Origin of the sequence: Shewanella sp. NKUCC06_TVS (assembly GCF_019345515.1) — a bacterium.
Lineage (GTDB): Bacteria > Pseudomonadota > Gammaproteobacteria > Enterobacterales > Shewanellaceae > Shewanella > Shewanella oncorhynchi.
The window spans coordinates 25,475-49,430 of sequence record NZ_JAHKQX010000002.1; the positions used below are offsets into that span (position 1 = coordinate 25,475).

The window sequence follows — 23,956 nt, forward strand, 5'->3', positions numbered from 1 at the left end:
TCGTCCTTAATGTAGTAAGATATCAACATTGAACCCGAGCAAAGTCTCGGGTTTATCGCTAATTGGCATTTATCAATCAGTGTTAGCCATAAAGATTGCATCCAACAAATGGCTTGAGCCAACAACGAGCGAACCGTATAAATAGTATTGGTTTAACGCAATTAACCTGATCGGGTGATTATTCTGTGATTTTTAATAACGGGCGTTTACGCCATAAGCGGGTTCTTCCCGGTTTTACCATCAGCTTAGGTGTGTCACTACTATTTGTCAGCCTAATCCTATTATTGCCGACCACAGGCCTAATCATGCAGACCAGTTCAATGAGCTGGTCCGAATACTGGGGCGTGATTGCCGATCCCAGAGTGGTTGCCAGTTACCGAGTCACCATACTATCGGCGCTCGCGGCATCATTATTTAACTGCCTTTTCGGATTATTACTCGCATGGGTACTCGTGCGTTATGAATTTCCCGGCAAACGCATTTTAGATGCATTGGTAGATTTACCCTTTGCCTTGCCGACCGCCGTTGCCGGTATCACCTTAGCCACCCTTTATGCGGAAAACGGCCAAATCGGTAGTCTATTAGCTGAATGGGGCATAAAAGTCGCCTACACCCCGCTAGGCATAGTGGTCGCGATGATTTTCACCAGTATTCCCTTTGTGGTTCGTACGGTACAACCCGTTCTCGAAGAGTTATCCCACGAGGAAGAAGAAGCGGGAATGACGCTTGGCGCCTCGGATCGTTCGGTATTTTGGCGGGTTATTTTGCCCTCTCTTTGGCCAGCATTAATGATTGGAACGGCACTGTCTTTTACCCGCAGTCTGGGTGAGTTTGGTGCCGTGATCTTTATCGCTGGCAATATGCCTTATATCAGTGAAATCACTTCGTTAATGATCTTTGTGCGCCTGCAGGAGTTTGATTTTGCAGGTGCCAGCGCCATTGCCTCAGTGGTTCTGATGACCTCGTTACTGCTATTACTGCTGATAAACCTGTGGCAGGCGCGTTATCTGCGCCGCATTCATGGACGATAAGGAGCAAATATGAACTCATTTAAACCCTTAAGAGTCGGTGAAGCGCCCCTGATCAAATGGAGCCTTATTACCCTCGCCGTGCTCTTAGGCTTGCTATTGTTGCTATTGCCGTTGGTGAGTATTTTTCAGCAGGCGTTTGTCGGAGGTTGGGAGCGTTATATTGGACACTTAACTCAACCGGATTCGCTGCATGCGATTGGCTTAACACTGATGGTGGCAGCACTCACAGTACCGATCAATTTAGTGTTCGGAATCATGCTGGCCTGGAGCGTGACTCGCTTTGAATTCCCCGGTCGCAAGTTACTGATCACGCTGATTGATATTCCATTTGCTGTCTCCCCTGTCGTCGCAGGTTTGCTCTATTTGCTACTCTATGGCAACAGTGGTTGGCTGGGCGAATGGCTATATGAGCACGATCTGCAGATCATGTTTGCTTGGCCGGGAATACTATTAGTGACCATTTTTGTCACTTGCCCCTTTGTAGCCAGAGAACTGATCCCATTGATGCAACAACAGGGCGCATCGGAAGAAGAAGCCGCAGTGATCCTTGGAGCGTCATGGTGGCAACTCTTTCGCCGCGTGACCCTACCCAACATCAAATGGGCACTGATTTATGGTGTGATCCTCACCAATGCCAGAGCCGTAGGAGAATTTGGTGCCGTTGCTGTCGTGTCTGGCAACATTCGCGGCGAAACCAATACCTTACCTTTACATGTGCAATTATTGTACGAAGATTATCAGGCCGAAGCCGCCTTCGCGAGCGCATCATTACTGGCCCTGATCGCCCTATTTACCCTAATGTTAAAAGCCGTAGTGGAATGGCGGCAACAACGCAGTTTAACCGCCAATGACAATAAAGAGCAGAGCCAACTATGAGTATTCGTCTTACTAATATTTCCAAGAAATTTGGCCAATTTCAGGCGCTTTCCCCACTTAATCTCGATATTCAAGAAGGGGAAATGATTGGTCTGCTGGGACCATCAGGTTCAGGCAAAACCACACTGCTGCGGATTATTGCCGGTCTTGAAGGAGCCGATAGCGGCCAAATTCAATTCGGCAACAGAGATGTCACCCAAGTGCATGTGCGTGAAAGACGCGTGGGTTTTGTGTTTCAAAACTACGCGCTGTTTCGCCATATGACGGTCGCCGATAACGTCGCTTTTGGACTCGAAGTGATGCCGAAAAAACAAAGGCCTTCGGCGGCAGAAATTCATAAGCGAGTGACACAACTGCTAGAAACAGTACAACTAGGCCATCTCGCACAGCGCTATCCTGAACAACTCTCGGGTGGACAAAAACAGCGCATTGCATTGGCCCGCGCACTCGCGACCCAACCAGAAGTCTTGCTACTGGATGAACCCTTTGGCGCCTTGGATGCTAAAGTGCGTAAAGAACTACGCCGCTGGCTACGCAGCCTGCATGATGAATTGAAATTCACCAGCGTGTTTGTGACCCACGATCAGGATGAGGCGCTTGAGCTCTCAGATAGAGTGGTAGTGATGAGCAATGGTCATATAGAGCAGATTAATACACCTGCTGAGCTATACTCACACCCCAATAGTCGCTTTGTGTTTGATTTTCTTGGTAACGTCAATGTCTTTGAAGCCAGTTGGCAACAAAAACGTTGGGAAAATGGTCAAGCATTTTTAACACCTCCAGAACAGCAAACACTGCAGCAAGATGGTGTTCTCTATGTACGCAGTCACGAATTAGCGCTGTCAAATAAGCCTAATAGTCAGGCCAATTTGCCGTTCAATATTGTCGCCATGACCCCCATTGGCGCCGAAGTTAGACTGGAATTGGCCCCACACGGCTGGCATAGCGAAGAGCTGTGGGAAGCCAAATTCACCCACCATAATCTGCAGGAACTCGGGTTGCAAAAAGGCAGTGTGGTTTACGCCACCCCAAGAACAGCTTACTTCTTTGGTGCGCAGGGTGAGAGTTCACCGACGCGTCTAAGTTGGCCATTCCTGACTCCGGGCAGTCTCGCCTTTGATATCTAATGTCATCATGAAAGGAATAAGCAGCATTAGCGGTACCACAGGGAGTGGATACCGCTAAGATTCAAACCATTTAAAGAGATATTGTCACGCCAACACTAAAGCACTCATTAGGCATTGCCGCGACAGCTTTTGGTGATAGCGACAGCTTTGATTTTTGATGCAAGCGGTAACGAGAAAGCCCAAGATACCGCCAAAAACGTCAGCTAGATCTTGGTGCTGTCCCCTCCGAAGAAGTGATTAATCATGGATGGCATATACAGCCCATCCATGTTGAATCAATAGAGCTGATAAGCAGATTTACATCTAACAATCAATATATTAGATGTTTATAACAAATAATTATTGCAGAAGTACTCATAAAATCAGCGGGTAAACGAATTAACTAACCGAGGTTAATAATTCCAATTTCAGCCTATACATTTCATCAACTGACACCACTTTCACGCTGCTTATTTCAATAGAACCTTCTTTCGCCCATAAAAATGGATAAAAGCTCAGGCATTTATCTGTAGCTATCTGTGAATAGGTTTTTTGAAAGCGATCTTTACCTAAACTCGCATAAAACTCATTGATTCTCTTTGTAGCTGACCATTGAAAAAAATCTGTGAACCCGATTTCTAACCCTTCCCAATGAATTGAGTCTGGCGACCAATAGTATATATTCCCAACATCTGCACCTAAACCGCCGCCGTTGATAGCAAAAAATCCACCAACTACGTCATTCGCCACTAAAAGATAATGTGCACTTCTATTCCAATCAGTAAGCTTTCTAGACAATCTTTCATGTCCAGAGCCGAAAAATCGAATCCATCCATTGTCGATCAAAATCCCACCGGTTTCGTAGGCAATAGCCCCTAATACCGAACGAGTCGATACCTGAAGGGATTCAAGTACTTCAACCCGATCCTTTGAAGGCGGCAGTATCTCTACACAATGCTCAGCACCAGCAACCATTTCATTGACTACTTTTATGCCAGAGTCTTCGATATCAATCAGTTCATATATACTTTTCAATCTCTTATCCTTATACCACTAATATCCAGCAAAACGACTCATCATTCATAACAGTACCTTGGGAATCTCGAAAATAACTAAGCCAATATAGCGTTTAAAAATGCTAGTTAGCGCCCATGGAACCAAGCAAAAATCTTACTCATGGGCATTCACGGTTCGGCCTGCAGCCCATTGTCGTAGCGCATTGATTTTATCGCTCATGACCACAGATAAAGGCCGTGTCTTACTAAGTTCTTCAAGTAATAGCACTTGGTCGACACTGCGCTCGACACTTCTTGCGGTATACATGGCAGCAATAACTGCTTGTTCGATTTCGGCGCCGGAAAATCCTTGGCTACGCGCCGATAACTGGGCGAGATCTAAGCTCGCTACATCGATTCCACGGCGCTTACAGTGGATTAAGAAGATGGCTTTGCGTATAGCTTCGTCGGGTAAATCGACAAAAAAGATTTCATCCATTCTGCCCTTTCGCATCAACTCTGGCGGCAGAGCTTGAATATCATTAGCGGTAGCCACCACAAACACTTCAGATTTACGCTCCGCCATCCATGTGAGTAAGGTGCCGAGTATCCGCGTCGATGTGCCCTCATCACTGCGACTCCCGCTTAAGCCTTTTTCAATTTCATCTATCCAAAGCACACAGGGCGACATCATGTCAGCCAGATCCAGTGCATTACGCAGGTTCTTCTCGGTTTCGCCTATGTATTTGTTATATAAGGCTGCCATATCGAGCCTAAGCAAAGGTCGTTGCCAAACGCCCGCAACCGCCTTAGCCGCGAGGCTCTTACCACTGCCCTGAACGCCCAGCAGTAAAATCCCCTTGGGCGCATCGAGCGCTTTGACGTGCTGAACTGGAGTCGGCTGGCCGCCTTGGTCAATGGCGCTAACAGCCACTATGGGCGAGCGCTGCTTGAGCCATTTTTTAAGGTTATGTAGTCCTGCGACCTGTGAAAAATCACTGGTGTCGTATTCAAATTGCAGCACACCATTTAAGTCGAGTAACTGAAACTTGGCTTTATTGATGGCGTCGATATCTGACAAGGTAATAGCACCGTCATTGACTATGGCTTTGCGTACGAGACGACGGGCATCGTCTAAAGTCACGCCCCGCAGATTATCGGCTAATTTGACCACAGCATCATCATCGACCTGTAGCGGCGTACCTTGGTGACGAATTTTATCAACTTCAAGATAAATCAGATTTTGCAATTGCACAGTACTTGGTAAAGTTAAGTGAAAATAAGCACAATAACGTTTGATTTCAGGCGGGATTTCAAAGGCATGGCTCACCAGCACTAATGTGTGTTGCAGCGTCTCATACTCAAGGGCTATCTCTTTGAGTAAGCGTACGTTCTTTGGCGCGTCAACCACAAAGGGATGGAAGTCGCACAGCACATAAATTCCCTGCTGCGAGGTTGATTTAATTTGCCCGAGCAGATCTGTGGGTTCGCTATTAAACTTTTGCGCCGCCAAGGGCTTATCGACCCGTGCTAGGCCTTGGGTGATGCTCCATGTAAACACAGGTTGATAGAGCACACTGGCGACCCGCTTAAGCAGCTCAACCACGCGATATTCTTCATAGGTTTCAATCACTACAATTGGCGTATTGGAGCGCAGCACTGAGGTTAAATCGTGAATATCTTGCATGCTTTCAAATTCCTTTTTATTCACCCAAAAATGTGTCACAAAAAAGTCCAGCGAACTGGACTTGATACAACAGACAAAAGTTAACCGATTAAGGGTTAATGTCCATCAAAAAACAAGTAATTCAACCAACCTTGCATCCTCAGCAATACTTTACGCATCACAGCGACATGATGGAAATGTTCAGTATAAATTGCAACCTGCCCAGAAACACCCGCAGGAAATTGCGTACGGATAGCATCATCTTCGATATCAATCAGCACAATAACGCGACCATTTTGAAATAAACGAGCCGATGACTGCAGCGCGCCGCCCATTTGAACTTCACCTTCAGCCATAGCGGGTAATATTTTCGCCACTTTTCCCTTAAAGATTTGTCCTGGAGCGGCATCCAATATCACTTCAGCTTCATCACCTTCCTGCAAACGCATTAACGAGTTTTGCCAGAATGCCCCCGCAAAGTAGCGTTGCTCGTCGGGAATAAAGCTCATTACTGGACGTAATGGTAAAGGCACTGCCATCGCTCCCGCACGAAGTGCCATTTGCGTTACCACACCATCTGCAGGTGCCCGCACGACTGTCTGTTCTAAATCGTAGAGTGCACTGGCTAAATCAGCTTGCAAGCCAGCCACTTTGGTATTAACACCATCAATATTAGATTCATAGGCCAGCCTGACACGCAGTTCTTCAGCATTCGCGACGGTCAGTTGTGCCTCTGAGGCTAAGTACAATTGACGCCTATTATCGAGTTCCAGTTCAGTAAAAGGCGAATTCGCGCCCCCTTTCTTGCGGCCTAACTCATAACGCTCGAAGGCAGATTTATTACGGTCTTTATCGGCCCTAGCGCGCTCTACATTAGCCTTAGCCGACTCCCACGCCGCGGCGAGTTGTGGCACTTGGAGCTCTGCTTCCATCAAAGCTGCGCGTTTACGTTTAACAACGGCCTCGAAGGGAATAGGATCGAGACGAAATAACACATCCCCTTGTTTAACAGGCATATTAGGCTGCACTTCCACCGAAGTCACTAAGCCTTTTACTGCGGGTGTGATAGGGATAGTGACAAAATATTCACGGGCAAAACGAGAATAAGGATGGTTGTAATTCATCACGAGCAATAAGGTACCAATAATGAACACCCCACCCAGCACTGCGGTGGGAACCGTCCATTTGTTCATCGGAATTTTAAAGACTTTAAAGATAGCAATACACACGGCCGCATAGGTGAGTATGAGTAATAAATCCATGTTATACCTCAACTTTGTCTGTTTTTATCGCATCCACAGCAGGCGCTATATTCATGGGAGTTATTTGCTCTAACTGTTCAAGCCGAGTCTGAAGCCCTCTGACCGTCTCGCGCAATGAATTCACATCCTCCTCTAAAACTAATTCTCGCTTCATTACAGTATTGAACCCCCAACCGCGATCTTCACGGTATAAAGTCGCCCAGATCCATAAAAATGGCCAAATAGCATGTAGGGTGAATAGACTCACCCACCCGGCGATATGCAATGCATCTTGCTGGGGATGATTACGTTTTTTGGCTATTTCATAGGGGATATCATGAATGGCAATGACACCATAAAACATAATAATGATGACAAAAAACAAAATACCTAACGCAAAGTAATCTAAGAACATCTGCATCTCCTTGTATTAATAATATGTATTCCATCCCAAAGATTAGTGGATGGTCTCCAAACATGCCACCAACATGACATTAACATTTGAGTTTACTCTCAACCTCAGCCCCAATATTAACCAAAGATATGCTGTTTCGTTTTTGCCCCCAGTGATCCGGGACACACTTGTCGATTTACTCCATGATCCTAAAGCCTGTTCAGGCTAAACTAGCCACATCATTGCGGCATAGAACGCAAGCATAAAACTCATCATCCCTACAATCTCAAAGGTACCCACACATGATAGGCACTCCCTACACTGAGGGCGCACGACGCGCCATGTTGCTCGGCTGCGGTGAACTTGGCAAAGAAGTTGCCATTGAACTACAACGCTTAGGCGTTGAAGTGATTGGCGTTGACCGTTACGCCAACGCCCCCGCCATGCAAGTCGCGCATCGCTCCCATGTGATCAATATGCTCGATGCCAATGCCCTGCGTGCGGTTATCGAGTTAGAAAAACCGCACTTAGTCATCCCAGAGATTGAAGCCATCGCCACCCAAACCTTAGTGGACATGGAAGCCGAAGGGGTAAATATTATCCCGACTGCTCGGGCAACAAAGCTCACTATGGACAGGGAAGGTATTCGTCGCCTCGCCGCTGAAACCTTAGGTTTACCAACCTCGCCATATTTTTTCTGTGATACCGAAACCGAATTTAATCAAGCGATTAGTGAAATTGGCGTGCCCTGTGTGGTGAAGCCAGTCATGAGTTCCTCGGGTAAAGGCCAAAGCGTTATTCGCGATATCGCCCTCAGCCATAAAGCATGGCAATACGCCCAAGAAGGCGGACGCGCCAGCGGCGGTCGCGTGATAGTCGAAGGCTTTATTCCCTTCGATTATGAAATCACCCTGTTAACCATCAGCGCAGTCAACGGCATTCATTTTTGTGCGCCCATTGGCCACAGGCAAGAAGATGGCGATTATCGCGAGTCATGGCAGCCACAAGCCATGTCCGATGAAGTGTTAGCAAAATCCCAAGCGATTGCGAGCAAAGTCGTCGAAGCCCTTGGCGGTTATGGACTATTTGGCGTAGAACTGTTTGTTAAAGGCAATGAAGTGTATTTCTCTGAAGTCTCGCCAAGACCCCACGACACAGGCTTAGTCACACTCATCAGCCAAGATTTATCGGAATTTGCCCTGCATGTTAGAGCGATTCTCGGCCTACCTATTCCCAATATCCATCAGCATGGTCCAAGTGCCTCAGCGGTAATTTTGGCCGAAGGCACCTCAAGCAATATCCGCTACCAAGGGATTGGTGCGGCATTAGAAGCGGTCAACACTCAGCTTAGATTATTCGCCAAACCCGATATTGATGGTCGCCGCCGTTTAGGTGTCGCGCTTGCCCGTGATATCGATATCGACAGCGCAATCAGCAAAGCACTCGATAGCGCCAGTAAAGTGAAAGTCATCTTTTAAGCGGGTTTAACCGTTTAAAATTGGCTTTAAGTACAAGCGACACATCAAAGGGAAATGCGCTTTAATGCCATTTCCCTTTTTCAACACAGAGCCACACTAATAAAAAGTGACGGCCCCAAATCGACAGTCCCAAATCGACAGAGTAAACTAACGCCCTTTCTTACTAGCCCTCATCTTAAGTTGTGGCTTAACTCAGATAATTAACTCCGATAATTAACCCAGATAAGTAAAACCAACAGTAGACCCCAATATGCATCTTCAGCCTTCTTGCTTTACCTCTTTCACACAAGCCATTGATGCCTATGCCCTGCCGCAACGTTTTACCTTTCCTTTCTATTACGAACCGCATCCACTGTGCGTGATCGCTGCCAACGAATTACAACGCCACCTAGAGACTCAAAACGATTGGCAACATAACTTTGGCCTCACAGGGGAGTTAACCGGTGCCATTGGTAAAATGTTTGGTGTGCTTTTAGTGCAAGACCCGCAGGGGAAAGTGGGCTATTTGTCGGCATTTTCGGGCAAGTTAGCTGAGCAAAACCATTGGCCACGCTTCGTTCCACCTGTGTTTGACATGCTGGCTAAGGACAATTTTTTCCACGCCGAAAATCTGCAAATCAACCAAATTAACGAGCAGCTACTTGCAGTAGAAAATCACCCCGATATTCCTCGGCTATCGAGCGAACTCAACGCTGAGCAAGCCCAAGCACAAGCCAAGCTTGCCGCCCACAGGCAAGTGATGATTGATGGCCGTCAATCCCGCAAGACGCAGCGCAATCAACTCGCAGTGCAATGGACTACCAATCCAACTGATGAGACTTTACGTGAAAATAATGCAATCGAAGCTAAACTCAGCCAAGAAAGCATTAACGAAAAGAATCAGTTAAGAGATATTAAACGCTATTGGGATGAACGTATCCATGCCATCAGCCAAGCGTTAAGCCAACTGACAGATGAGCGCGATGCGTTACGACAACAGCGTAAACAGCTCTCGGCGGCGCTGCAGCAAAAGCTGTTTGAGCAGTATCGTTTTTTGAATATTCGCGGTGCAGAAAAAAGCCTTAACGGCATATTTAACGGGACGGTTGAGTTAACACCGCCCGCAGGCTCAGGGGAATGTGCCGCCCCTAAGTTGCTACATTACGCCTTTAAACACGGTCTTAAACCATTGGCGATTGCCGAATTTTGGTGGGGGGCGCCGCCAAAATCGGAAATTCGCCAACACAAACAGTTTTATCCCGCCTGTCTGCGTAAATGCCAACCTATCTTGGGGCATATGCTCGAAGGGCTTGTTGTCGATGATAATCCGCTGCTGACGAACCCCGCCGAAGGCAAAACCTTAAGCATCCTCTACCAAGACGAGGCGATGGCGATTGTGAACAAACCCGCCGAGTTTTTATCAGTGCCCGGCAAAGAGATTGAAGACTCAGTGTATTCGCGCATGCGGCAAATGTTTCCCAATGCCACTGGGCCACTTATCGTCCACAGGCTCGATATGTCGACCTCGGGATTAATGGTGATCGCATTGACAAAAGACGCCCATAAACAACTGCAAAAACAGTTTATCCAGCGCACAGTGACTAAACGTTATGTGGCACTTTTAGCGGGGATCCCTACAGCAATGGCAGATAAACAGGCAGCGGGACAAATCTCTTTACCCCTGCGTGGCGATTTAGACGATAGACCGAGGCAACTCGTTTGCCATGAATTTGGCAAAGCGGCCCAAACCTATTGGGAATTGAGCCATATCGATGAAATGGCACGTACAACCCGCGTATATCTATCCCCAAAAACGGGCCGAACCCATCAACTCAGAGTTCACTGCGCCCACTCAGAAGGGCTAAATACGCCCATTGTAGGTGACGATCTGTACGGCACTCGCGCCAATCGCCTGCATCTGCATGCCGATTTATTGATGCTTCAACATCCCGTCACCCGTGAACAGATGCGCTTTCAAGTCGATCCTGATTTTTGAGATCTGAGTTCTGATATTGATTAACAAGGCACCAAAAGGAAAACCAAGCTTAGTGGGCATTATCAGAAGTTTGACCGCGATGTATAAGTGGCATTTTTCGGGCATAGTAATGCCTCACTCAAAACGGAATCGATAGCAGTAGTATGGGCATAGGCAATCTGGTTAAAAACATAAGCCGAAATCAATGGTTCTTATTTGCTTTGTTGAGCGCCGCCGTATTTATGAGCGCCTGCCAGCCCGCATCGGAGCCCCGTGAACTCAAGGCAAACCCAAATGCCAGTCATACAGCAGAAATCACCTCCGCAACCGTAATGCCTCGTGCTCCACTCGCGCAGGAAGTCTATATCTGGCAGCGCCAATGGCGCCCCGCCAATCAAACGGCATTAGTGCAAAGCCAAGGTGCATTCCAAGGATTACGTATTTTAGCACTGCAGGCACACCCCAAACCCAATGGTGCCGATATTTGGTTTGAAGTTGCGGTCAATCATGCTTGGTTGCAGGCAGATCCTAGGCCCAAAATTGCCGTGATTCGCTTAGATGGTCAGTTCGTGCATTTAAATGATGAACAAGTTATTAATAAAATCAACCAAGTACTAGCAGATTGGCAGGCAAAAGGCACGGACATCGCGGGGGTTGAAATCGACCACGACAGTGCCAACAGTAAACTGCCAGCCTATCGGGATTTTCTTAAAAAGCTTAAAGCGCAGTTACCCACAGAACTCAAACTCAGCATTACTGCACTGCCCGCTTGGCTCAGTAGCGCCGATTTTCCCGTGTTACTCACCAATATTGATGAACTGGTGCTACAAATTCACAGCGTAAGCGATCCTCGCCTCGGACTATTCGATGCGACTCAAGGTTGGCAGTGGGTGCAGCAACTCTCAAATATCAGCACTGTGCCTTACCTTATTGCGCTCCCCGCCTATGGTTCGGCGGTCATCAGTACAGCTTCAGGTTATAAAGTTGAAAGTGAAACACCGCTGCGCGATCAACTCCAATTAGCCAATGTAGTACAGGAACTGATGGCCGACCCTCTAGTATTACAAGCCTTTGTGCAAAAACTACACACTCAAAAAGATGCCAAACTCAGAGGCATTATCTGGTTTCGGCTGCCGCTGGAAGGGGATAAAAGGGTTTGGCCACTCAACACCTTAATCGCCGTTGCACAGCAAGGTGAACTTGCCGCCAAGATTGAATTAGTGATCTCAAGCGATAATAAGGCCACAACCCAAACGACATTAACCGCTGAAAATAAGCCAAAAAATCTGGAAATCCACAAGCCACAGCTATTCCAACTGAGCTTAATGAATCACGGTAATATTGCAGGTGAAATTCCTCCTCTTTTGTCGCTAGCGGGACAAGCTTGCAGCGGGTATGATGCGCAAAATGGCTATAGCGTAATACAAAAAGATGGGCTGTTAACGTGGCAATGGCGAGTTGAGAATACAGCAGCGTTGACACCAACCAAAACAGTTTCACGCACTGCAATCATGCCTATGCCGCAATCAAACAGAGACATTCAAACACACATGCTCAACCCTGGCGGCCAAAAAGTGATAGGCTGGGCACGTTGTGAGTCATTATATTTACAGGGAATTTATGCGCCATAAGCCAAAACTATCGTTTACCATGGCAACACCCAATCGGGCTTTTATGCTTAAAAAGACCACGCTCATTTGTTTAAGCTTATTTTCCCCTATGCTATTGGCCTGCGGCCCCGATTTTCCTTTGCAACTCACTCAGGATAGGCAGAGCAATCTCAGTTATTTACCGCAAACCTCCTTTAGCCAACAGCTTACCGCCCTCGCAAAACCTTTGCCTTGGCAGTATCAAGATGCACCCGCTGCGCAGGAATATCTCTGGGATGAAGTGCATAGCCGTTATCTTTCACAAACTCGCGCCTTTGAAAACAGCGAGTTAAGTGACGCCCATTTGGCCTTAGTGAACACTTTGCGGGATGCAACTGGCCCCATTGAAGCCGAGCAAATGGCCGCTAAGTTAGACAAAGATCTACCACAAGCGCTAACTTGGTACACCTTAGGTGCCGTAGCGTTTGAAGCAAAAGATTATGATAGGGCGAGTAACTATTTCAGCAAAATCATTAAATTACCACAAAGTGAACGCGCATCTCGCAGCCTGTGGGCACTCTATTCGCTGTCGCGTATTGAGCTTATCTTAAGCAAGACTTCGGCTGATCCTGAACATTTTAATCGTGCCAATGCTTACCTGACACAATTACAAACCGAAGTCGCACAAGGCGCCGCCGATCCCCTGCGTTTGAGTTTAGCGAGCTTAGGTGAGCAAGCCTATATCCTGCTACACCAAGGCCAGCCGCTCCCGCAATTGACCAATCAAGGGGCAGGTGAAACTGAGTCAGAGCTGCAAATGGCTCTCTCCCCTGATGCACTGAATAAAGCTATTGAGCTCTATGCCACCCAATCGGTACAGGGCGATAGCGGCGGTTATGATTCCTTATTGATGTTAAGCCGCACTTTGATGGGTAAAGAGATTGCTGAACTTAAGCCGCTACTGCAACAGGCGAGCGTGCAGCAGTTATTGATTGCCTATTGGCAAAGCAGCACTAATGAATTCGCCTACAATGGCCAGCTTTCAGAAATGGGATTAAAGGTTGCTGAGCTCCTTAAAGTATTTCCAACCGATGGCTTACAGCTCAACCATGGCGATAAATTAGCGGCGATTTATTACCAGTTAGGGGATTATGCCAGTGCTGAGCGCCTATTAACGCTAGCGAAACCGAGCGGCCTCACTTGGTGGCTCAACGCAAAATTAATGCTACAAAAGGGCGATCAAGCAGAAGCTGCCAAGGCCTATGCTCAGGCAGCGCGTCACTTCCCTGAGCAACTCAATAAGATCTCGACCACAGTTGACGCTAAAGAAACTCAGCAACAAGCCATTAATGCCGATGAAGATACAGCCACTTACTGTCGTATTCGTGCAGAGCAAGGGGTGTTGTCACTAGAGCGTGGCGAATATGTCGATGCGCTCAGTCACTTACTCGCCAGCGGTGATGAGTACTGGCAAGACATCGCCTATGTGGCGGAGCGCGTACTCACTACGGCTGAACTTAAGTTATTTGTCGACGAACATGTGCCATTTATCGCCTTTGAATACCCTAAAGACAGCGACTGGTACGATAATATTGAGCCAATTAACAACCGCTTGCGCTACTTGTTAGGTCGCAGGCTATTACGCGAAGGCGCGATAGCTGAAGCGCCGGTTTACTTCCCTAATCCTAAACTGAATGCCAGCGCCCTTGCCTATGGCACAGAGTTGAATGCAGCGAAAAAAACAAAAGGCATTGATAGCGCGAAAGCCTATTGGGCTGTTGCCGAACTTGCCCGCCACCAAGGCATGGAACTCTTAGGGTTTGAATTAGCCCCGGATTACACTATTTACCAAGGTGTGTTCGATCTAAGTGATTGGAATGAACCGAGCAAACTGGCTGAGAAAGAACAGCTGCGGATCAGCGCCAGCCAAGCAATTCCCGATAAACGCTTCCATTATCGCTACACGGCGGCAGAACTAGCCAACAAGGCATCGGATCATGTGCCCCACAACAGCCAAGCCTATGCAGCGCTACTCTGCCAAGCCACAGGTTGGGTATTGTATCGAGATCAAGAGCTTGCCCTGCGTTACTACAAAAAATACGTCGCCAACGGCCCCTTTGTGCCTTGGGCCGAGAACTTTGGTTTGCAATGTGAAGCGCCCGATTTTGACAGTGCAGTAAAACGAGCGCAGGCGAATGAAATGGCAGAATGGAACGCCCTGTACCACAAGCTGAAAAAGCCCGTCGTATTTGGCATATTAGCCATCACAGGCTTATTGGGTGTGTGGTGGATGCGTAGAAGAAAGACTCAATAATAAATAACCATTTACGTCTTTCTCTCTCAACGTCGATATGATGAAAAGAGAGGAAGACGCATACCGCTTTACTTGTTCACGCAGTTAATCACTTCCCCCTTCAAATAACCGTTCAAATTCGCCACTGCGATATTGAGTAGACTTTGCCTTGCTTCCTTCGTCGCCCACGCATTATGGGGGCTGATGCTGATATTAGGCGCACGCAATAAGGGATTATCTGCAGTGGGCGGCTCAGTCGATAACACATCCACGCCGGCAAATAACTTGCCTTGAGCCAGCGCAGCAGCAAGCGCGGCTTCATCAATTAATCCACCGCGCGCTGTATTAATCAGCAACGCATTAGGCTTCATCAAGGCGAGGGTTTGTTGATTGATAAATTGCTCAGTTTCTGGAGTAAGCGGACAATGGAGCGAAATAATATCTGATTCGCTAAGCACAGTATCACGTTGCGCCCACGTCACGCCTTGGGGTAAATCCTTGATAACTGAGCGAGTATTGACAAGAACTTTCATCCCGAATGCGAGGGCGAGTGTTCCCACCTGCTGACCGATATCGCCATAACCTATTAAGCCTAAAGTCTTGCCTTTTAAAGATTGCAACGGCATTAAAGTAAAACAAAAATCTTGGCAGTTCACCCACAGACCATCGACCACAGCTTGATGATGGGCGGCCACGGCTTGGGTGTGATGCAGAATATGGGCAAACACCATTTGCGCAACGGCATCAGGAGCATAAGCGGGCACATTAGTGACCACTATACCTTGCGCTTTAGCTGCCGCGATATCGACAACGTTCGTGCCCGTGGCCAATACGCCTATGTATTTGAGACTAGGAAGTTGTGCTAGCGTCTTTGCAGTCAACGGCGTTTTATTGGTGAGAATGACTTCAGCACCTTGGGCTCGCGCGACAATATCAGCGCCACTTGTGCGGGAAAAACACGCAAACTCGCCTAATTCATTTAAGGATTGCCAACTGAGATCGCCAGGATTTAAGGTTTCACCATCAAGTACGACTATTTTCATGCCACTAAATCTCCTTTTAAGACGATGCGTTAGATCTAAAAACTGACTTTGAGCCCAAGGTTAGCCTGAGCCTGCCACATCACATCCGACGTAATGTGCCATAGGCATTCATCTTCATTGCAAAACAGCGAAGTGTCACTGTTGATAAACGTCGCATAACCCCGAATATCCGCAAACAAGCCAAAGTGTGGCGTCACTTGATACTCTACCCCGCCACCAATCCCCATGGAGAAACGCGTTTCGCTCGACCAACCGCTGGGCAGCATGCGGGTGATTCCCGCGCTGGCGGTGACATAGGGCTGGATATCGCCACGGGGGAAATATAAAGTGCCACCCAAATGGATATAATCTAAATCTAACGAGGTAAGAAAGTCTGGCGTAAACAAGCCGCCACTTTTCAGTTCAGAGGCTTGATGACTATATAAAAGATAAATATTACCGGGATCATTCGTACCAATACCCACCATCAAACCGTAATGGCTCGACTCCTCGACCTTCACATCAGCCTTATTACCCGTTTGATCTGTGTTGACCTCATATTGATTCACATCAAATTGACCGCCCCCCAGACTATAACCACCAAAAGGAGCGATAAATACCTCGGCCTGCGTAGACATAGCCACAGGTAACAAACTCGCCAACAGCAACAAACGGTAAGTGTTTTTCATAATGAATTCCTTATCTTTTACAAAAACCAATTTAATCAAGGCTAACGCATACCGCGCTCAGACTTGACTCTGTCATAGGCTGCTTGAATATCCTGAGCCTTACGATTAGCTAGCTCCATCATTTCCGGTGGCAACCCTTTCGCCACTAACTTATCGGGATGATGTTCATTCATCAATTTACGGTAAGCCCGTTTAACTTCTTGGTCGCTAGCTTCGTTCGTAATGCCAAGTAAACTGTAGGCATCAGTAATCGATGTTTTATTGCCACTCGATGTTTGATGGAAACGAAACTCCGCCTGCCAGCGTTTAAGTAATTCATCTAACTGCGCTCGACCATAACCTAACTCTTGAGCAATCGTCATCAAGATAGCGTGCTCAGCAGGATCCAATTCACCATCAGACAGTGCCGTTTGGATCTGGATTTCGATGAACATCTGCACTAACTCTTTGCGTCCCATCGTAATAACACGGAAAGCTTGTAAGCTGCTGCGCAAATCAAAATCCGCCGATTTACCCTCACGAAATGCCTGTTGCGCCTCTTTACGGGCTTCCCCCGTTAAACGCATTTGATCCATTAATAAGGTCGCAATGCGAATATCGGTTTCGGTAACATGTCCTGATGCTTTCGCCACATGCCCCATTACTGCAAATGTGGTATTAAAGAAAATGGCTTGGCGATTCTTAGCCTGCCCTAGAATCTGTCGAAAACCCACGCCCGATGCCGCACGCTTATCGTAAAGATGACCGAGCCACAAACCTAGCAGTGCCCCAAAAATACGGCCGAACATAAAGCCAATGACAAATCCAAAAAACTTACCCCAAAGCCGCATCTTATTTCCTGATTTCTATTATGTATTTGATGCACTAGCTTAATCCTATGGATATGCCAGCACCGAAATTTACTTGTTACTTTGTAACCTTAGTTCAAGCGCTTGCAATCGTGCAATGGTACCGACATCACACCAAAATCCATTAAACAAGGCACCACTAACTCTGTCTTGAGCCATTTGCGATCGGAGCAACGGCCCCAGTGCAAAGGCGCCCTGCGGCGTGTCATGAAATAACGCTGGGTGATAAATACCCATGCCCGAAAACGTGTGCTTAACATCGCCACGCTCCTGCACTTGATGACCATTCAAAGCAAAATCGCCATTTGGATGCTGCTCAGGATTAGGCACTAACCATAAGTGAGCGAGCCTATCCGCAGCCAGTTGCGTGATTGGCGGTAAAGCATCAATAAACACATCACCATTAATCACTAAAAAAGGTTCGTCGCTTCCGTCCTCACACAATAAAGGCAAAGCGCGTTTAATGCCGCCGCCGGTTTCAAGCGCACTCTCTTCGGCGCTATACCGAATGCGCACCCCAAAAGTGCTGCCATCGCCCAGAGCTTCGACTAACTTATGCCCTAGCCAAGCATGGTTGATGACGATATCGACTATGCCTATCGCGGCAAGTTTTTCAATATGATAAACAATCAGCGGCTTACCTAACACTGGCACCATAGGTTTAGGCAAACTATCCGTTAACGGCCGTAACCTTTCCCCTCGTCCAGCGGCCAAGATCATGGCTTTCATTGCTTAACCTCAGATGAAGACTGACTCACAGTAAACGCAGGTAACACACGACGAGTTAACCAGTGTGCAAATGGCACGAGTTCGGGATACTGCAGCGAGATGTCGACAATATACGTTAATGTCAGTGGAATATCCGCCATATACGCAGGTTTACTATCGCGATAGTTTAACCGTGCAAAAATCCCCACCGCCTTAATGTGGCGCTGTAAGCCCATGAGATCAAACCAAGTTTGATATTGCTCAAAAGGAGTCTGTGCGGGAATAAAACCAAGCGCTAATGCTTGCTGATAATGATACAGCATCAAGTCTGCGACTAACGGCTGTGGCCAACGAATATAACAATCGCGTAGTAGTGATACCGCATCGTAAGTCACAGGACCAACGACAGCATCCTGAAAATCAATCACGCACAGCTTGTCCGCTTGCAGCATAAGATTACGGCTATGGAAATCCCTATGCATTCCCACACTAGGTTGAGACAGCGCATTGCCGACGAGGCGATCAAAAGTATCATTCAGCAACTGCAACTCTGCCGCGTCCAAAGACAAATTAAGATGTGTTCCTAACAGCCACTCAGTAAAAATGTGTAATTCACGGCGCACAAAGGCTTCATCGTAGTTAGGTAATGCCTGTACTAAACCGCTATCAAAATTCTTACACTCAATCACAGCGGCCACTTGCGGTAATAAATCGAGCGCCTGACGGTAAAACCCTTCCACATTTTGTACCGTCAATACAGATAAGAGTTGGGTATCGCCCAAATCACTCATCAACATAAAACCCAAATCGGCATCGGCGTGGATTACTTTTGGAACTGTCAGTCCCACGGCTGAATAAGCATTCGACAGTGCAATAAAGCGGGCGATAGGCACTAACTGAGGCGGTGAATCGGCGGCGATAAAGGTAGCATCAGGCATCGAAATCCGAAAGTAACGCCTAAAACTTGCGTCTCCAGAAATCAATACAGGCATCACCTCACAGGAAAAATAAGCATTCAGCCACTGATTAAGGGAAAGAAATCTCGGATCGGATAAAGTCATTTCATGGCTCTTAAAGAAAAATTGCTTTATTATAGCTGGCATAGAATTTGGAAACAGCTAAGAAATTGAGAGATTTATTAAGCGATGTTGCGTTTGTCAATTGCAACTTTCCCCATCCATACTTGTCCAGAATAAGAAATCATAATTACTGACCTAAAGATGCAGATCCGATACCTTCTGGCCCTGAGCCTGTTACCGCAATTAGTCCTGGCAGACGACTCTCTAACCGCTTCAGCATCCCAATGCTTAATCGAACCGCCAGTACCCCGTATCGTATCTCAAACCCAAGGGATGAGTGCGGCTGAACTCAACAAAATTCGTATTGCGTCTGATAACACCAATGCCGAAATGGGGAAGCAGGCGATTTTCCGTGGCGATGTGGTTTTTAGCCAAGGCGATAGGCACATAGCAGCCGATGAGGCGATTTTAGATCAAGCTACTGAACAGTTTGATGCCAATGGTAATTTAGTCTTTCAAGACAGTAACTTCACCGTTACAGCCGAATCCTTACAAGCTCAAATGCGGACAAACCGTGCCACCCTTAAAGGCGCACAATATTGGATCCATGGACAACAAGTTCACGGTGATGCCGAAAAACTGCAAATTACTATCAATAACAATTTAATTTTAACGAATACCAACTTCACTACTTGCCCTCCTGACAATGTGTCTTGGCTACTCGAGGCCGAAAAGATCAAGATCAACAGTGAAGAAGAATGGGGCGAAATTTGGAATGCCAAACTAAGAATTGGTGGTGTACCTGTATTCTATATCCCCTACATGACAGTCCCCGTTTCAGACAAACGTAAATCTGGCTTTCTCTACCCTAGTTTTAGCACTAGCACTACTGATGGTGTCGAAATTTCCGCACCCTATTATTGGAATATTGCCCCAGAGTACGATTTAACATTTACACCTAGCTATATGTCAAACCGTGGTTTATTCACTAAAACAGAGTTTGGTTATCTGGCGGGTGAGGCCCAAAATGGCCGAGTCAATTTAGAATATCTAGGCAATGACAAATTGATCGATGGTAGCCCGAATCGCTACTTATATAACTGGCAGCATCAAGGGGCGATCGACAAAAATTGGCGCGTATTAGCGAATTTTACCGATGTATCAGATAACAATTATTTCAATGACTTAAAGTCAGATGTTAACCGTGCAACCGATAACCAGTTATCACGCATAGGTGAAATCAGCTACTTCGAAAGTAACTGGGATCTAAGCACCCGAGTACAAGATATTAAAGTACTGGGTGAGGATGAAAAACCATATCAAGTCATGCCTCAGGTTAACTTTAACTATCGCGCTGCTGATTTTTGGAACAATTTAGATTTTGGTTTCAATTCGGAGCTAACGAATTTTGCCCATCAGGACAACAATGTTAATACGGCGACTCGTTTGTACATGTCACCAAGCGTAACTCTGCCAATACATGGGCCTTCAGGCTCGCTCACCAGTCAAGTTAAGTTGATGCAGACCAATTATTGGCAGCATAACGAAGATCCAGACATAGTTGTTGACGACACAGTGAATCGCACCATCCCGCAGGTACGGATTAATGGTCAAATCAACTTCGAACGTTTTACTGAGCTTTTCGATCAAAACTACCGCCAAACGCTCGAGCCACAATTTCAATATCTTTATGTCGGCTACGAAGATCAACGCAACATAGGCATTTATGATACGGCTCAATTACAGGACGACTACTTTGGTCTATTCCGTGATCGTCGCTTCTCGGGTCTGGATCGGATTTCCGATGCAAATCAAGTCACTCTAGGTGTTACTACACGCCTGTTTGATAGTCACAACCAAGAAGCCACTAAATTCAGCCTAGGACAAATTTTTTACCTGCAAGACAGTAAAGTCGGTTACGAAGACAGTATTTTTGAGTCTAATCAATCAACTTCAGTACTTGCTGCAGAGTTAGATACCCGCTTGTCCCATGATTGGTATATGGGGGCTGCGATTCAGTACGATACCAACACCAGTGACAATAAAAAATCTGAAGTCACCTTAGATTTCAGACCTGAAGCGAATAAATTGCTGCAATTTAGCTATCGCTATGTCCCAGATTTATTGAACTCAAATACCAATGATACAGTGAACATCTCCCAAGCGGGCGTTCGTGGCGCTTGGCCAATCAGTGACGACCTCTACTTTGTTGGTAATTGGTATTATGACCTTAACGAAAGTCGCAGTATTGAAACTTACACAGGTATCCAGTACGAATCATGCTGTTACGCAGTAAGACTTAGTTATCATTACCGCATTAAAACCAACTATGACGACAATATAGGTTCTGCCACAATTGATCCTCGCGAACAGTTTGATAGTGGTATCTACCTGAACTTAATCATTAAGGGACTCGGTGGTTCTGGCCCATTAGGCGTATCCGATATGCTCAATGACGGCCTGTTTAACTACAGAAAACCGCTTTATCTGAGGAATTAGCAAAGAATTGTGATAGATTGCTGAACCTCAACAAGGACTCAGAGTCCAAACAGATTAATGAGTGCTTTACCGTTCACCTTTTGCTAAAGCGAATAAAAGCGGATCTTAAGGTCTAACCTTGCACTCAAATGCGTCGCCAAAAAATTACATTAGGGCAACTCACTGTAATTTCGATATAAATGGTAAAGTTATTTCAATTAAGCCGTCGAACCTGACCTTAGAACGTGCCAAGGATTTTGTGGATGAAACCCAGTAAACATCTGATTTTTGCTTTATTTGCACTCGCGATCAGCCAACCTACATTGGCCGCCCCCCAGCCGCTCGACCGCGTTGCAGTCCAAATTAACGACGGCATAGTGCTCGAAAGTGAAATCACTAACATGATTGACACTGTTAAAGCGAATGCCAAAGCAGCAAACCAATCGTTACCTTCTGACAGTGCCCTGCGCACTCAGGTGATTGAGCGTTTAATCTTAACTCGCCTACAATTGCAAATGGCCAGTCGTATAGGGCTGAATATTGGTGACTTACAACTAGACCAAGCGATTGAAAACATCGCGCGTGAACAAAAAATGTCTGTCGCGCAGATGCAACAAAAAATTGAAAGCGAAGGTTTAAGTTTCAGTCAATACCGCGAACAATTGCGCGAAGAAATCACTCTAGGTGAAATTCAACGTATTCAAGTACAACGCCGTATTCAAGTATCACCACAGGAAATTACTAGCCTAGTCAAACTCATCCAAGAACAAGGGATGAAAGATGTGGAATACCAAATTGGCCACATCCTGATTGACGTGCCTAATAACCCCACCAGTGAACAACTCGAAGCATCAAGCAAACGCGCCAATATCGTATTAGAACGTTTGAAGAGTGGTGAGGATTTCCGTCGTACCGCTATCGCTTCTTCTTCAGGTCCTAAAGCACTCGAAGGCGGTATTTGGGATTATATGAACATCAACGAAATGCCAACTCTGTTCGCCGAAGTGATCAACGGTGCGAAAATGGGTGACATTATCGGCCCGATTAAGAGTGGCGCAGGTTTCCATATTATTAAGATCATGGATGCTCGCGGCCTACAAACCAAAGAAATCGAAGAAGTTAGAGCGCGCCACATTTTGCTCAAGCCATCGCCGATCCTGTCAGAAGACCGCGCTAAAGCCATGCTTGAGCAATTCCTGAAGCAAATCCGCTCAGGTGAAGCTAAGTTTGAAGACCTAGCGCGTCAGTACTCAGAGGATCCCGGTTCGGCCACAAAAGGTGGTGAATTAGGTTGGGCAGAACCAAGCATTTACGTACCTGAGTTTGCTCAAACGCTCAACAGTTTGAAAAACGACCAAATTAGTGAGCCATTCCGTACGACTCACGGTTGGCATATCACTCAGTTAGAAGAACGCAGAAAAACCGACGCCACGGATCAGTTCAATAGCAACCGTGCGCACCAGTTGATCTTCCGTCGCAAATTTAACGAAGAACTGCAAAACTGGCTAGACGAAATGCGTTCAGACGCATACATTGAAATCTTCCAGCCAGAGACCAATCGAGGTTAATTCTAATTGAGCACTAAACGTATTGCCGTTACCCCAGGCGAACCCGCAGGTATTGGCCCCGATTTAGTCGTACAACTCGCTCAGCAGGCTTGGCCTGCTGAGTTAGTCGTTTGTGCGGATCCAGAATTACTTGCGAGCCGTGCGAAACGACTCGGTTTGCAAGTGACTTTCCGCCCTTACCAGCCAAATCAAGCTCCTAAACCGCAAGAAGCGGGCACATTAACCATAGCGCCCTTTAAGTTAGTGAGCGAATCGATTTGCGGTCAGCTCGATGAGCAAAACAGCACTTATGTAGTTGAAACCTTGCGTTATGCGGGCGAGAAAAACATGAGTGGCGAGTTTGATGCTGTCGTGACAGGTCCTGTGCATAAAGGCATTATCAATCAAGCGGGTATTTCCTTTAGTGGCCATACTGAGTTTTTTGCCCATCAAGCAAATTGCCCCGATGTAGTGATGATGCTGACAACACCAGGTTTGCAAGTGGCACTCGTGACCACCCATATTCCTCTGGCCTATGTTGCAAAAGCCATAACGCGCCAACGCTTACAGCATATTATCAAGATTCTACATGCCGATCTCATCAGCAAATTTGGCATAGTTTCCCCGAAAATTTATGTCTGTGGTCTCAATCCACACGCAGGTGAAGACGGCCATTTAGGGCGTGAAGAAATCGACGTGATTATTCCTGCACTCAACGAGTTGAGAGAAGAGTTCCAGATGAATATTGTCGGCCCATTACCGGCCGATACTCTGTTCCAACCTAAATATTTACAGGACGCCGATGTCGTCTTGGCCATGTACCATGACCAAGGACTTCCCGTTCTCAAGTCACAAGGATTTGGCAAATCGGTAAACATCACCTTAGGTTTACCTTATATTCGTACCTCGGTTGACCACGGTACGGCGCTCGATCTCGCGGGTACAGGCAAGGCCGATATTGGCAGTTTTGTCTGTGCTCTGAATAAAGCCATTGAGTTATCCTCAAAGAACTAAACGATTAC

The 23,956-nt window shown here is 46.7% G+C and carries 19 protein-coding genes; 10 read left to right on the top strand and 9 right to left on the bottom strand.

All coding sequences use genetic code 11. The annotated features are described in order from the left end of the window. Positions 1-185: 185 nt before the first annotated feature. Genes cysT through KO531_RS02240 form a run of 3 tightly spaced genes read left to right on the top strand, consistent with a single transcriptional unit; the run spans position 186 to position 3,034 of the window. Positions 186-1,031 (top strand): sulfate/thiosulfate ABC transporter permease CysT, encoded by an 846-nt coding sequence (cysT, locus tag KO531_RS02230; protein WP_105249982.1) that lies wholly within the window; start codon positions 186-188, stop codon positions 1,029-1,031. 9 nt (positions 1,032-1,040) lie between these two features. After that, positions 1,041-1,907 (top strand): sulfate ABC transporter permease subunit CysW, encoded by an 867-nt coding sequence (cysW, locus tag KO531_RS02235; RefSeq protein WP_028759251.1) that lies wholly within the window; start codon positions 1,041-1,043, stop codon positions 1,905-1,907. Next, on the top strand, positions 1,904-3,034 hold the full coding sequence (locus tag KO531_RS02240; protein WP_131523841.1) for a TOBE-like domain-containing protein: 1,131 nt from the start codon (positions 1,904-1,906) through the stop codon (positions 3,032-3,034). Before cysW ends, KO531_RS02240 begins: the two co-directional genes overlap by 4 nt. 378 nt (positions 3,035-3,412) lie before the next feature. Here KO531_RS02240 and KO531_RS02245 read toward each other — a convergent pair whose 3' ends face one another. The 4 genes from KO531_RS02245 to KO531_RS02260 all read right to left on the bottom strand — a co-directional run bounded on the left by KO531_RS02245 (position 3,413) and on the right by KO531_RS02260 (position 7,330). Further along, positions 3,413-4,048 (bottom strand): DUF2625 family protein, encoded by a 636-nt coding sequence (locus KO531_RS02245; RefSeq protein ID WP_219250283.1) that lies wholly within the window; start codon positions 4,046-4,048, stop codon positions 3,413-3,415. Between the two features lie 135 nt (positions 4,049-4,183). Beyond that, a complete protein-coding gene (locus KO531_RS02250; protein ID WP_219250284.1) occupies positions 4,184-5,695 on the bottom strand; it encodes an AAA family ATPase in 1,512 nt (503 codons plus the stop codon). Positions 5,696-5,790: 95 nt separating this feature from the next. Further along, entirely contained in the window at positions 5,791-6,936 is a 1,146-nt protein-coding gene (locus tag KO531_RS02255; protein ID WP_219250285.1) for an HlyD family secretion protein, read from the bottom strand. Position 6,937: 1 nt separating this feature from the next. After that, positions 6,938-7,330, bottom strand: coding sequence for a DUF3302 domain-containing protein (locus tag KO531_RS02260; protein WP_028759246.1), 393 nt, complete (start codon positions 7,328-7,330; stop codon positions 6,938-6,940). 281 nt (positions 7,331-7,611) lie between these two features. On the opposite strand from KO531_RS02260, the gene purT reads away from it, so the two are divergent. The 4 genes from purT to KO531_RS02280 all read left to right on the top strand — a co-directional run bounded on the left by purT (position 7,612) and on the right by KO531_RS02280 (position 14,644). Further along, positions 7,612-8,787: a formate-dependent phosphoribosylglycinamide formyltransferase gene (gene purT / locus KO531_RS02265; protein WP_219250286.1), complete on the top strand. Its 1,176-nt coding sequence runs from the start codon at positions 7,612-7,614 to the stop codon at positions 8,785-8,787. A 250-nt stretch (positions 8,788-9,037) separates the two neighbouring features. Next, positions 9,038-10,762: an RluA family pseudouridine synthase gene (locus KO531_RS02270; RefSeq protein WP_219250287.1), complete on the top strand. Its 1,725-nt coding sequence runs from the start codon at positions 9,038-9,040 to the stop codon at positions 10,760-10,762. A gap of 143 nt (positions 10,763-10,905) precedes the next feature. Beyond that, positions 10,906-12,372, top strand: a complete 1,467-nt coding sequence (locus KO531_RS02275) for a DUF3142 domain-containing protein (RefSeq protein WP_219250288.1) — start codon at positions 10,906-10,908, stop codon at positions 12,370-12,372. Beyond that, positions 12,362-14,644 carry a hypothetical protein gene (locus KO531_RS02280; RefSeq protein ID WP_219250289.1) on the top strand — a complete coding sequence of 761 codons (2,283 nt, stop codon included), beginning with the start codon at positions 12,362-12,364 and terminating at the stop codon, positions 14,642-14,644. The genes KO531_RS02275 and KO531_RS02280 overlap by 11 nt, the downstream gene beginning before the upstream one ends. 68 nt (positions 14,645-14,712) lie before the next feature. Here KO531_RS02280 and KO531_RS02285 read toward each other — a convergent pair whose 3' ends face one another. The 5 genes from KO531_RS02285 to KO531_RS02305 form a co-directional block, all read right to left on the bottom strand. Then, on the bottom strand, positions 14,713-15,666 hold the full coding sequence (locus KO531_RS02285; RefSeq protein WP_219250290.1) for a D-2-hydroxyacid dehydrogenase: 954 nt from the start codon (positions 15,664-15,666) through the stop codon (positions 14,713-14,715). Positions 15,667-15,701: 35 nt separating this feature from the next. Further along, on the bottom strand, positions 15,702-16,334 hold the full coding sequence (locus KO531_RS02290; RefSeq protein WP_198572993.1) for an outer membrane beta-barrel protein: 633 nt from the start codon (positions 16,332-16,334) through the stop codon (positions 15,702-15,704). Positions 16,335-16,375: 41 nt separating this feature from the next. Continuing rightward, the gene (gene djlA, locus KO531_RS02295; RefSeq protein ID WP_113939902.1) at positions 16,376-17,164 is read right to left on the bottom strand and encodes a co-chaperone DjlA; all 789 of its coding nucleotides are present in this window, start codon (positions 17,162-17,164) and stop codon (positions 16,376-16,378) included. Between the two features lie 69 nt (positions 17,165-17,233). Continuing rightward, positions 17,234-17,911, bottom strand: coding sequence for an N-acetylmuramate alpha-1-phosphate uridylyltransferase MurU (gene murU / locus KO531_RS02300; RefSeq protein ID WP_219250291.1), 678 nt, complete (start codon positions 17,909-17,911; stop codon positions 17,234-17,236). Then, on the bottom strand, positions 17,908-18,951 hold the full coding sequence (locus tag KO531_RS02305) for a phosphotransferase (protein WP_251068818.1): 1,044 nt from the start codon (positions 18,949-18,951) through the stop codon (positions 17,908-17,910). The genes murU and KO531_RS02305 overlap by 4 nt, the downstream gene beginning before the upstream one ends. Before the next feature lie 159 nt (positions 18,952-19,110). Between KO531_RS02305 and lptD the strand changes: the two genes are divergently transcribed. The 3 genes from lptD (at position 19,111) to pdxA (ending at position 23,948) form a co-directional block, all read left to right on the top strand. After that, the gene (gene lptD, locus KO531_RS02310) at positions 19,111-21,408 is read left to right on the top strand and encodes an LPS assembly protein LptD (RefSeq protein ID WP_219250293.1); all 2,298 of its coding nucleotides are present in this window, start codon (positions 19,111-19,113) and stop codon (positions 21,406-21,408) included. Between the two features lie 242 nt (positions 21,409-21,650). Beyond that, entirely contained in the window at positions 21,651-22,955 is a 1,305-nt protein-coding gene (gene surA / locus KO531_RS02315; protein WP_105249993.1) for a peptidylprolyl isomerase SurA, read from the top strand. Between the two features lie 6 nt (positions 22,956-22,961). After that, positions 22,962-23,948 carry a 4-hydroxythreonine-4-phosphate dehydrogenase PdxA gene (gene pdxA, locus KO531_RS02320; protein WP_219250294.1) on the top strand — a complete coding sequence of 329 codons (987 nt, stop codon included), beginning with the start codon at positions 22,962-22,964 and terminating at the stop codon, positions 23,946-23,948. Positions 23,949-23,956 lie beyond the last annotated feature (8 nt).

Excerpts from the sequence above, each read along its gene's own strand:
- surA (WP_105249993.1), top strand. The coding sequence starts at position 21,651 with ATGAAACCCAGTAAACATCTGATTTTTGCTTTATTTGCACTCGCGATC.
- purT (WP_219250286.1), top strand. The coding sequence starts at position 7,612 with ATGATAGGCACTCCCTACACTGAGGGCGCACGACGCGCCATGTTGCTC.
- murU (WP_219250291.1), bottom strand. The coding sequence starts at position 17,911 with ATGAAAGCCATGATCTTGGCCGCTGGACGAGGGGAAAGGTTACGGCCG.
- KO531_RS02250 (WP_219250284.1), bottom strand. The coding sequence starts at position 5,695 with ATGCAAGATATTCACGATTTAACCTCAGTGCTGCGCTCCAATACGCCA.
- KO531_RS02255 (WP_219250285.1), bottom strand. The coding sequence starts at position 6,936 with ATGGATTTATTACTCATACTCACCTATGCGGCCGTGTGTATTGCTATC.
- KO531_RS02260 (WP_028759246.1), bottom strand. The coding sequence starts at position 7,330 with ATGTTCTTAGATTACTTTGCGTTAGGTATTTTGTTTTTTGTCATCATT.
- KO531_RS02285 (WP_219250290.1), bottom strand. The coding sequence starts at position 15,666 with ATGAAAATAGTCGTACTTGATGGTGAAACCTTAAATCCTGGCGATCTC.
- cysW (WP_028759251.1), top strand. The coding sequence starts at position 1,041 with ATGAACTCATTTAAACCCTTAAGAGTCGGTGAAGCGCCCCTGATCAAA.
- KO531_RS02275 (WP_219250288.1), top strand. The coding sequence starts at position 10,906 with ATGGGCATAGGCAATCTGGTTAAAAACATAAGCCGAAATCAATGGTTC.
- KO531_RS02240 (WP_131523841.1), top strand. The coding sequence starts at position 1,904 with ATGAGTATTCGTCTTACTAATATTTCCAAGAAATTTGGCCAATTTCAG.
- KO531_RS02305 (WP_251068818.1), bottom strand. The coding sequence starts at position 18,951 with ATGACTTTATCCGATCCGAGATTTCTTTCCCTTAATCAGTGGCTGAAT.
- KO531_RS02280 (WP_219250289.1), top strand. The coding sequence starts at position 12,362 with ATGCGCCATAAGCCAAAACTATCGTTTACCATGGCAACACCCAATCGG.
- djlA (WP_113939902.1), bottom strand. The coding sequence starts at position 17,164 with ATGCGGCTTTGGGGTAAGTTTTTTGGATTTGTCATTGGCTTTATGTTC.
- KO531_RS02270 (WP_219250287.1), top strand. The coding sequence starts at position 9,038 with ATGCATCTTCAGCCTTCTTGCTTTACCTCTTTCACACAAGCCATTGAT.
- lptD (WP_219250293.1), top strand. The coding sequence starts at position 19,111 with ATGCAGATCCGATACCTTCTGGCCCTGAGCCTGTTACCGCAATTAGTC.
- KO531_RS02290 (WP_198572993.1), bottom strand. The coding sequence starts at position 16,334 with ATGAAAAACACTTACCGTTTGTTGCTGTTGGCGAGTTTGTTACCTGTG.